General features: G+C 51.0%; 1 protein-coding gene. It reads right to left on the bottom strand.

Annotated features, from left to right (window positions below; all coding sequences use genetic code 11):
* Window positions 1–160: 160 nt before the first annotated feature.
* A complete protein-coding gene (locus tag ABUA09_RS18245) occupies window positions 161–1387 on the bottom strand; it encodes an IS110 family RNA-guided transposase (protein ID WP_009261591.1) in 1227 nt (408 codons plus the stop codon).
* Window positions 1388–1718 lie beyond the last annotated feature (331 nt).

Genomic DNA, 1718 nt, shown 5'->3' with positions numbered 1-1718 from the left:
AAAGTCCAATGGTATGAAGTCAAGTAGGTGATGCAAGAAAATTTTAAGCGAAACAGAGTAAAAAGCACTGTGTAGACAGCAAAAAGGCAACACCAACCAAAGCCCTGTCCCTGAGAAATTTTGAAACAGGGCCTATGAGTCAGAGTGGCAAGCTGCGCTCTCAGCCCTCCGGCGGGATATACAGGCGGTTGTCCTTTAGCAGCCGAAAGACCAACCGGACCAGTTTTCTGGCAGTTAAAGCGAGTGCGCGTTTATGCTGGTACTTGTTGACCTCTTTGAATTTGAGGTCATAGTAACGCCGGAACTCGGAGTCGCATCTTCTCACGGAGTTGGCGGCTTCCAGCAGGTAGTAGCGGAGATAGCGGTTGCCGGATTTAATCATTCTGGAGTGTTCGGCCTCGAAGTCGCCAGACTGGCTCCTGTTCCAGACAAGGCCGGCGTATTTGGCAACCGAGGCTTGGGAATCAAAACGGTGGATATCACCAATCTCAGCAATGATACCGGCGGAGTAGACCTTGCCAATACCGGGGATGGAGGTCAAAGTGTTCGGAATGATTTCAAACTGCTGTTCAATGGCCTTATCTAATACTTTGACCTGCCCTTTCAAGGCGCGCATGGAGGCAATAGAAACAGCCATTGCTTGGTTTACAGTGTCGTTTACTGTTTTGGGCAGCCGATAGGAGCCTTTGGCTGCAGCCCGAACTGCCTTGGCGGTAGCATCCGGGTCAGCAAATTTGCCACGGCCTGTTTCAGTAATAAAGGCAGTCAGTTCCTCCAGGTCGGCATTCGCCAAGTCATCCACGGTTTCAAAGTGTTCCATGAGTGCGATGGTGGTGGCGCTGGTGTTCTGAATGTCTTTGTCCTGGGCCATGCCGGAGCATTTGAGGAATAAGTAGTTGGCGAACCGCTGCTTCTCCCGGGTCAAGTTTTGGATGACATCAAATCTGGCTCTGGTAAGGGTTTGCAGGGCTTTGTAGCGGTAATCGTCCATGTAGACCTCCCTGTTGATTCTGCCGAAACGGAGATGGTCGGCAATCACAAAGGCGTCCACCCAGTCGTTCTTTGGCAGGTCAGAATAGGCTTCCTTGAATTTCCGCACCTGCTTTGGATTTAGAACATGGATTTTCCTCTGAAACCGCCCCAAGCGGCCATCCTCACGAAGAGCATAGACTAGGCTGTCCCCGTAGATGGAGGTGGCCTCCAGGCCAATCACCACACGCTCAAGCTGCATGGAGCCAAGTGCCGATACGATTCTCTCTGATAACAGTTTAGCACCGCCAAGGTTATTCTGCACGGAGAAGCTGGAGTGTTTGCTGCCGTCCGGTTTCATCAGGTAGGCCACATTGTTCTTGCTGCTCACATCAATGCCAACGAATAGTGGATTCACAATTTTCACCTCCCCGCATGGAGATTTCAGGCCAGCAGGCTTTGAGATACCCATGATAACCGGAGCATCTGGCACCCTCGCTTATCAGAATCATTCCTGGGCAGACCAATGCGATAGCCCTCACTGCTGAAAGGGCGGTCTTGTCCCAGGCAAACAGCCAATGAGTTTGCAGCTAACTTCCGGTTCAGGGGAACAGACTTTCAGTGAAGTAGCCTTACGGCTCAACCGGAGGACTCAGAACTTGACCCTGCTGTCCTACAGCTATTGTATCACGGGCACCTCAAAGCCTGCTGATACCTGAAACTATTAACTTTGAAACTTATTATACGAG

Origin of the sequence: Intestinimonas sp. RTP31139st1_F5_RTP31139_211217 (genome assembly GCF_040226735.1) — a bacterium.
Taxonomy (GTDB): domain Bacteria; phylum Bacillota; class Clostridia; order Oscillospirales; family Oscillospiraceae; genus Intestinimonas; species Intestinimonas butyriciproducens.
This window is presented reverse-complemented; position numbering and strand designations above follow the sequence as displayed.